The organism is Lapidilactobacillus bayanensis (assembly GCF_003946695.1).
GTDB lineage: Bacteria > Bacillota > Bacilli > Lactobacillales > Lactobacillaceae > Lapidilactobacillus > Lapidilactobacillus bayanensis.
The window spans coordinates 1-7,919 of record NZ_RHOX01000048.1; the positions used below are offsets into that span (position 1 = coordinate 1).

Below are 7,919 nucleotides of genomic sequence, written 5' to 3' on the forward strand. Positions count from 1 at the left end.
TCGACTTATGATTCCGACTACTACGGCTCATAGCGGACTTTCACCGCCTAGATAACAATCATGCCGAGCGCACCAAACTTTCTTGTAAGTGGTAAACCACTAACAAGAATTCCGCGGCTGACCGCGATTTCCCTCCGGCACTGACAAACGAGATGATATGGTGTGATTTAATCGCGAATTTGTGCTCCTGAAAATTAGAAGTACTTCAACCGCTCGTCAATTCAGCGCTTGAGCAAAGGTTGCCCTCTTGCTAGCTTAGTGGCGGCGAAGAAATACCGCTCAGTAGTGACATTAATGTTGGCAATTTATTGCTTACATTAAGGCTCGTATTTAAGACGATTTGCCCTTTAATCGGCTTAAATCGAAGCCCACTACGTTCCAGCGCTAAGTATTTCTTCGCCGCCACGACAACGCGCACGTTTTATCTGCAACCTTTGCGCAAGCGCAGAGAAGTACAAAATAACAGTTCTAGTTTTTAGCACACTAACTCTACGTCTCAGCACCAAGTATTTATTTACGCCACAGTACCCGCACGTTCCATCCGCAACCTTTGCGCAAGCGTGAAGAACCACAAAATAACAGCTCTAGTTGCCACAATTTTTTAAATAACCACCAAATCCCCCTGCTTTCTTGCTATGATATGAGTAAGAAAGCTTGAGGTGTTAGTAATGAACTTATTAATCGTTGAGGACAATCAAATCTTACTAGAAAGTATGCAACAATTCTTTTGCCACCATTTTCAAGTCACAGGTTGCCGTACGCTTGCAGAAGTGAATGCCAGATTACAAAAGCAATCTTTTGACGCTATTATCTTAGACTTATCGCTGCCTGACGGTAATGGCCTGATTTGGTTGAAGCAATGGCAACCATTTTTAACCGCTAAATTATTAATTCTAACGGCTAATGATCAAGAAGACGCCATGATTAGTGGGCTATCTTTGGCCGCTGATTACGTTGTTAAACCGACCAGTCTAAACGTTCTGCAATTACGATTGCAGAAGCTATTACCGACTGCCCCGCAAAGATTAGGTGATTTAGAGGTCGATTTGTCACAACGTCGCGTTCGCCGACAAGGACAAATCATTCCGCTCACCGCTATTGAATGGCGATTAGTTGCCTTCTTTACCGCTAACCAAGAGCAATTACTTAGTCGTGAACAATTATTAAAGGTAATTTGGGACGCTCAAGATAATTTCGTTTCCGATAATACCTTGACGGTTACAATTAAACGACTACGCGAGAAGTTAGAGCATAATCCTAGTCAACCTCAATTAATTCAGACAATTCGCGGAATGGGGTATTTCATTCATGGTGAAAATTAATCTTTTCAAATTACCAGAAACCAAATATATTGCCTGGTTAGCTTTAACTTTGATCATTATTTGTGGCGGCACCATGGCAACGATTGCTTGGTTAACGCCTGAAAATGGACCAGCTTTAATGGTTATTTTTATAATGTTGGTAGGCTTAATTAGTACTGTCTGCTATTTCTGGTTGCGTCAAGTCGTTATTAGTCTACAGACGTTAACGCAACAAATTAAAGACGCCGATCACAACCAAGTGACTTACGACTTGGCATTTAATAACACTGGCCTTTTTTCTAATTTACATAATGAACTGTACCGCTATATTCGCCAAACGCAATCCTTACGGGATAATATTGAGCACGATCGCCAGCAGCTAACTACGGCTATTACTGATATTGCCCACCAACTACGGACGCCGATCGCAACGACGCAAAACTTGCTAGATTTGGTTACACCGCAAAATTTAACAACTGAACAGTCTAAGCTACAGCAACAAAATCAGCGCCTAATTCAACTGGTCAATCAACTTATTTTATTGGCAAAAGTCGACACGCACACACTGGCTCGTCAAAAAAATGAGCTGAGTTTAAGCGACTTAATTAAGCAAAGTCTTAACTTACTTCTTGTTAAAATTGCGGCCAAAGATTTAAAGGTTGACTGGCAAGTTAAGCCTGATTTACAAATCTCAGTCAATGCGGCCCTTTTTCAAGAGGCTTTAGTTAATCTGATTAAGAATAATTATGAACACGCACCAGAACATTCGACTCTGACCATTGCAGCTAACAAGAATGACATCTCAACAATTATCACGATTACGAATCAAGGCGCCCCTATTCCCGAGCAAGATTTACCGCATCTCTTTGAACGTTTCTATCGTGGCCGACAAAGTCCTGCTGACAATCTGGGAATTGGTTTGGCGATTGCTAATGGGATTATTCAGGCTAGTGATGGCCGTCTAACCATTGCCAATCAGAACCACGGCGTTGGTTATCGAATTGAATTATTTCGCTAATGTCACTTAAATGTCACTTTCTCTTAGTATGCTAAAAATAACGATAAGACGAGGTGAAAGAAATGGAAATATTAACAGCAAGTCATTTGTCCAAGCAATATCCTGGCGAGCAAAATTTGGCCTTAGATGATATTAATTTAGCAGTCACTGCCGGTGAATTCTTGGCGATTGTGGGACCGTCTGGCTCGGGTAAGTCGACTTTATTACATTTACTTGGTGGTGTCGATCGACCGTCCAGTGGTTCGGTGAAATTATATCATACAGATATTTACGCCTTAAACGAAACCAAGCTGGCAATTTTTCGGCGACGCCAAGTAGGCTTGATTTATCAATTTTATAATTTAATTCCTAATTTAACCGTTACGGAAAATATTACCCTGCCCACTGAACTAGACGGTCAAAAAGTCGAGCAAACGCGCTTGGAACAAATATTAGCAACCCTAGGATTAAGTGATAAACGCAATGCACTACCCGGTCAATTATCTGGTGGCCAGCAACAACGCGTTGCCATCGGTCGCGCGTTAATTAACCAACCTGCCGTTGTTTTAGCTGATGAACCAACTGGGAATTTAGATCAACGGAACTCACAAGAGATCATGCAACTTTTGCATGCCGCTAATATTAAACAGGGTCAAACCATCATCTTAATAACCCATGATCCACTAATTGCCCAACAAGCCAGTCGCGTCATCACAATTGAAGACGGACAAATGAAAGAAACGAGGTAATCGCCATGAATGTGATTACTCGTTTAAATCTACGCAGCTTTCGCACCGAAAAGAAACGCACCATCGCTACGATTCTCGCCATGGCGATTGCTGCAACGATGGCAGTCGCAATATTAGTTGGCTTTCGCAGTGTCCAGTTAACGATTTATAATCGCGAGCGACAAGCAACTGGTGGTGTTATTGCCTTCAATCAGATTACCGCCCGACAAAAAGATAAACTGTTAGCTAGCGGTCACTTTGCCAGCACCGCTAGTTTAAAAGAAATGAAACCAGTAAAACTAGTCGATAAAAAGAGACTGCCAACAGCACTCAAAACGCCCAACCACTTTGAAATAACGGAGCTAACATCGAAAAATCTAAATAAACTTGTTGCGCCACTACTCGAAAGTGGTCATCTTCCTAAGACACAACAAGAAATTCTAATTCCTAATGATCTATCTTCAGAGCAAAATCGTAGTGGCCAAAAATTAACGGTTCTAGCCGCCGGTCAAAAAAAGGACTACCAGATTGTTGGGACTTACAACGCTTATTTACCTGGTTTTGTGCCTACTGGCCTAATTACTTACGATCAACAACAAGTCGCGACAAGCGAAACGCTGATCGTAACACCGAAAAATTTAACGGCTATTCGTGCACAAGCTCAGCAACTAGCCAGCAACAATCAAATTAGCGCTAAGCAGCTTTCATTTAACGAAAACGCACTTCTGATGCTCGGACAATCAACGAACGCTCACCAGCGAGTTGAATTGTACAGCACAATTTTAATCTGTTTAGTCATTGTTGGCATTGCTGCCTTAATTCTTATTTTTACAAGTATTAATTTATCCGTTCGTGCGCGTCGCCAACGTTATGGCTTGTTACGTTCAATTGGCATGACGCCTAAACAATTACGCCATTTAGTCTATCAGCAAGCCTTAACCTTAGCGATTCCCGCTTTATTACTTGGCTACTTAGTCGGCATTGGTGGTATTGCTTTTGCAATTCAGCGATTAAATCAACTCTTTGTTAAAAATCACGTCAACATGCAACTTTATTTTGCTGTTGATTGGTTGCCTTTACTTAGTGCGGCTATTTTCATGATGTTAATCACATTATTAGCCGCCGCTAGTCCTGCTATTCGGGCCAGTCACACGACACCGATTGCCGCAATTCGTTCTCTAAGTATTTCGCCTAAACTAACAAGACATCAATTAAAAGAGACTAGATTAATTGAACATTGCCACAAACCAATTTTAAAATTAGCCTTGAAAAATTATCGACGCAACGCTCAAAAACTAACGATGTTAGTCATGCTAACCACAACTGTTGCTATTTTCATCAGTCTAACTAGTTTTGCTACTAACGTCATTAGCAATGCCCCATCTGGAACTAACGAAGATCTTTCAGTAACCATGACTAATGCTCCCGAACAAGAAATAGCACTCAAACAAATTCTAAAACAATCAAATAATATTAAAAAATCGCTAATCATTCATAAAAGTAATATTGATGCATCACTAGTCATTGCCAAAGGACCGTCTTCAGGAACCGATTTGCCGTTAGTGACTGTTGATGCTCAACGATTTAAACGAGATTTCAATAACCACCCGACAATCATTAATACACAAATCTATGAAGAATTTAGCGGTGGTAATCGAATTAGAGCCTGGTTATTTGCTGAGAAGCATTATCAGGGACCGGTAACCTTCACAACAGATCTTCAGCGAAGTACTAAGCATCCACAAAAAGTTATGCTAGATGATGTCCATATCGTTCCAATTACACAACTAATCGGTTATCAACTTCTATTTCCGATAGATGGTGGTGGTGCATTAATTATTTCGACGACACAATATCATGAATTATTTAAACCATTAAAGATTCCTAAAGACAGTATTGACCTACTTGCCGGAGTTACTTTAAAGAATCGTGATAAGCATATTGCCCTGACGAATGCGCTTAAGCAACGCTTCCCCAATGCCGAAATTTATGACAGTATTAGTGCCAATGCTGAAAGTACGACTATTGCCATAACAATGCGCGTGATTGCCCTCGGTTTTATCTCTTTATTGTCACTCATCAGTCTCGCAACAATTATCAATCATACTTTCTCTGCTTTAATTGAACAGAGACGCGGTTTAGCGATGCTGCAATCAATCGGCACAACGCCTGGCCAAGTCACCAAAATGTTAAGTATTCAAAATGGTTTAATGATGTTTAAAGGTTGGTTAATCGGGAGTATTATTGGCAGTGCCATTTATTATGAATTAGCCAAGCAGTCTCAAATTGAACCGATTAATACCCTCAACTTACCTGTCGCACAAATCATGATGGCTGGTATTGTCTTGATTCTAATTCAACTTATTTTTGCGATCATCACGCACCACATTCTAACTCATCAAAATATTGATGTCTTAATCCGCAACGACTGAATATAAACAGCGTGTGCATAAAGATAGTGTCACATCAACTCATCAGAAAATATTGATGAATGATGTTTGACACTATTTTTTAATTGCTTTTGTTTTGGTATGATACGCTGCACTACTGCTGTGACCGTGGATGGTGTCTTGCAAGATATCAGTTCCTGGGTGGACCAAATGATGAGTATCGCGAAATTCAATTGCCAAATTGGAAGCCGCCTTTAAATCTGTTAAAACTTGTTGATACAGCTCCTGATCAGTGTTGGGCATACATAACAGCTCATAACTACGCGTCAACTTGGTCTTAAACTTACGCGTATAAATAAAAAACGAATAACAATGATCGAAATGATTATTTACGATTACCAACCAATACTGATAATTCCGCTCACGCTTAAATTTCTCCTGATAGTTGGCTAACAATGTTTTTGATTCTTGAATCATCCGTGATGTCCTCCTACTAAACCACTGCGTTTAATCGCCGTCGCTCCTTTAGTCTTGGAGTAACCGCGCACTAATGCTTGATAGCCATAACGTTGGCGAATTTGATCAATCGTTCTGTCTAAAGCCAAATCTGCTTCTTGGCGGTGACTGTCTTCAAATAAATTGAACTGTAAAACAGTAGCATCGCTAATCCCGCTAACGCTCACGCCTAAATTGCGCAATGTTTGCCGCCGCCATTTACGCTCGAACAAGCTACGGACAGCTTGAATTAAATCTTCGGTGTGATTCGTGGGTGTTATTTGAGTGCGTGCAGAAAAGCCATGTTGCCCCTGTTCATCAGGCACTGCAAAGCCAACAAAAATTCCAACAATACTGGCTTGTTGTTGATGACTGCGCAAGCGCGCGCCAACTTGATCAGCAATCTCACTCAAAACCGTTTCAATTTCAGTTTGCTCAGTATAATCGCGCATTAAAACTTGACTATTGTTATAGCCCCTGTTTTCTTCACGCGGTAAATACGGCTGCCCTAAATCAGAATAATCAATTCCCCAAGCATGAAAATATAAAGCATCGCCTAAAACACCAAATTTACGATGTAGTCGCTGCCGATCGGCGTGTGCTAATTCTTTAATCGTCGTAATTCCCAGCTCATTTAATTTTTTAGCCGTCTTAGACCCAATCGACCAAAATGAAGTTAGCTCATCTATTTGCCAAACTGTTTCTGGCACGCGTTCATAAGTCCAAGTTGCTCGCCATGGTTCAGCTCGTTTAGCTTCATTGTCCAATGCAAGTTTTGCTAACAAAGGGTTCGGTCCTATGCCAATCGTTGTAATGATTCCAGTTTTTTCAAAAACTGCTTCTTGAATTCGAGCGGCAATTTCGTCTGTTGTTCCGAAGACTTCATGCGAATGAGTCACGTCGATAAAAGATTCGTCTACCGAATAAGGATACCAATGTTGATCGTCGGTAAATTGTCGATAAATTCGATTAATGATGTAATTTTTCTTAATATAATCGGCCATACGCGGTTCAACCATTTCAATATCCATTTCATCAGCAATTTGATAACGTCTAGTTCCTAATTGCACGCCGTAGTTTTTCTTCGTAGCCGGACTAGCCGCTAGAATTAACCCACCTTGCGATTCTTCGTTGGACATGACGGCAATTTTAGCAGCCAACGGAAATTCGCCCCGCCGAATCGCTTCTGTCGACGCATAAAAAGATTTACAATCAATGCACATCACATCGTGAACTGGTAAGCGACTGACATCAGTTAAAGGTGTCGTCATACTTGCCACCACTTTTGCAACGTCATTAATTCAACATGGCGAATTAAATCCACCTGAATCTTTTCTTCTCGATCAGCTTGATCCTGCAAATAAATTTGACCATCAGCAAAACCAACCATGATGCCTTGAACATCTGCTTGATAATGATGATTGAATTCAATATTTAACTGCACACTTATTGGTTGTGTATGTAACCACGCCGTTTTTAAAACCGTATCAATCTCTGCAGTGGTCATTTCTACCTTAGCTACAATTGGTTGTTCAGCAATTGCTTCCTGTTCCATATAAGCGGAGTGATCGCTCAAGATCCAGCCCAGCCACTTGGCCATGCCGCGGTCCGGATAAAGCCAACGTTCTCTTGGGACATTTCGTTCCATAAGACTCACCTCGATATCCTATATAAACATTATACGAACATACGTTTGTAAAAACAAGATAAATTCACTGAACTTTAAAAATGATGAGTAAAAACTAAATTATCTGAAACGATCATGCTACAAGTCACCTGCCTGTGAAAAATATATTGGTGAAATACTGTGAACATTTGAGTTGATCCGAGTTAGAAATTCAAGATAAAAAAGACGATCTAAAAATTAGTCAACAAAAAAACGTCGCTTCCACAAATCAAAGCGACGCATCTTTCAAAAATTATTTAGTTAACTAAAGGTTGAAAGTTAATATTTCCACTTAAGCCCTGATCTGTTAGGGCTTTTTTGCTACAAAAATAGACATGAAAC

The 7,919-nt window shown here is 40.5% G+C and carries 8 protein-coding genes; 4 read left to right on the top strand and 4 right to left on the bottom strand.

Annotation, left to right across the window (positions count from 1 at the left end; all coding sequences use genetic code 11):
- Window positions 1-250 precede the first annotated feature (250 nt).
- Window positions 251-406, bottom strand: coding sequence for a hypothetical protein (locus tag EKM65_RS11380; RefSeq protein ID WP_164506927.1), 156 nt, complete (start codon window positions 404-406; stop codon window positions 251-253).
- A 262-nt stretch (window positions 407-668) separates the two neighbouring features.
- Here EKM65_RS11380 and EKM65_RS10835 point away from each other — a divergent pair, with 262 nt between their 5' ends.
- From EKM65_RS10835 to EKM65_RS10850, 4 genes are all read left to right on the top strand, one after another.
- The gene (locus tag EKM65_RS10835; protein WP_125608383.1) at window positions 669-1,322 is read left to right on the top strand and encodes a response regulator transcription factor; all 654 of its coding nucleotides are present in this window, start codon (window positions 669-671) and stop codon (window positions 1,320-1,322) included.
- Window positions 1,309-2,319 carry a sensor histidine kinase gene (locus EKM65_RS10840; protein WP_125608385.1) on the top strand — a complete coding sequence of 337 codons (1,011 nt, stop codon included), beginning with the start codon at window positions 1,309-1,311 and terminating at the stop codon, window positions 2,317-2,319. Before EKM65_RS10835 ends, EKM65_RS10840 begins: the two co-directional genes overlap by 14 nt.
- 62 nt (window positions 2,320-2,381) lie before the next feature.
- Window positions 2,382-3,047, top strand: coding sequence for an ABC transporter ATP-binding protein (locus tag EKM65_RS10845; RefSeq protein ID WP_125608387.1), 666 nt, complete (start codon window positions 2,382-2,384; stop codon window positions 3,045-3,047).
- Window positions 3,048-3,052: 5 nt separating this feature from the next.
- Window positions 3,053-5,458 (top strand): ABC transporter permease, encoded by a 2,406-nt coding sequence (locus EKM65_RS10850; RefSeq protein ID WP_125608389.1) that lies wholly within the window; start codon window positions 3,053-3,055, stop codon window positions 5,456-5,458.
- Window positions 5,459-5,530: 72 nt separating this feature from the next.
- On the opposite strand, the gene EKM65_RS10855 is transcribed toward EKM65_RS10850, so the two are convergent.
- Genes EKM65_RS10855 through EKM65_RS10865 form a run of 3 tightly spaced genes read right to left on the bottom strand, consistent with a single transcriptional unit; the run spans window position 5,531 to window position 7,559 of the window.
- Entirely contained in the window at window positions 5,531-5,893 is a 363-nt protein-coding gene (locus EKM65_RS10855) for a hypothetical protein (protein ID WP_125608391.1), read from the bottom strand.
- Window positions 5,890-7,182, bottom strand: coding sequence for a Y-family DNA polymerase (locus EKM65_RS10860; RefSeq protein ID WP_125608393.1), 1,293 nt, complete (start codon window positions 7,180-7,182; stop codon window positions 5,890-5,892). The genes EKM65_RS10855 and EKM65_RS10860 overlap by 4 nt, the downstream gene beginning before the upstream one ends.
- Window positions 7,179-7,559 carry a DNA-directed RNA polymerase subunit beta gene (locus EKM65_RS10865; RefSeq protein ID WP_125608395.1) on the bottom strand — a complete coding sequence of 127 codons (381 nt, stop codon included), beginning with the start codon at window positions 7,557-7,559 and terminating at the stop codon, window positions 7,179-7,181. Before EKM65_RS10865 ends, EKM65_RS10860 begins: the two co-directional genes overlap by 4 nt.
- Between the last annotated feature and the right edge of the window lie 360 nt (window positions 7,560-7,919).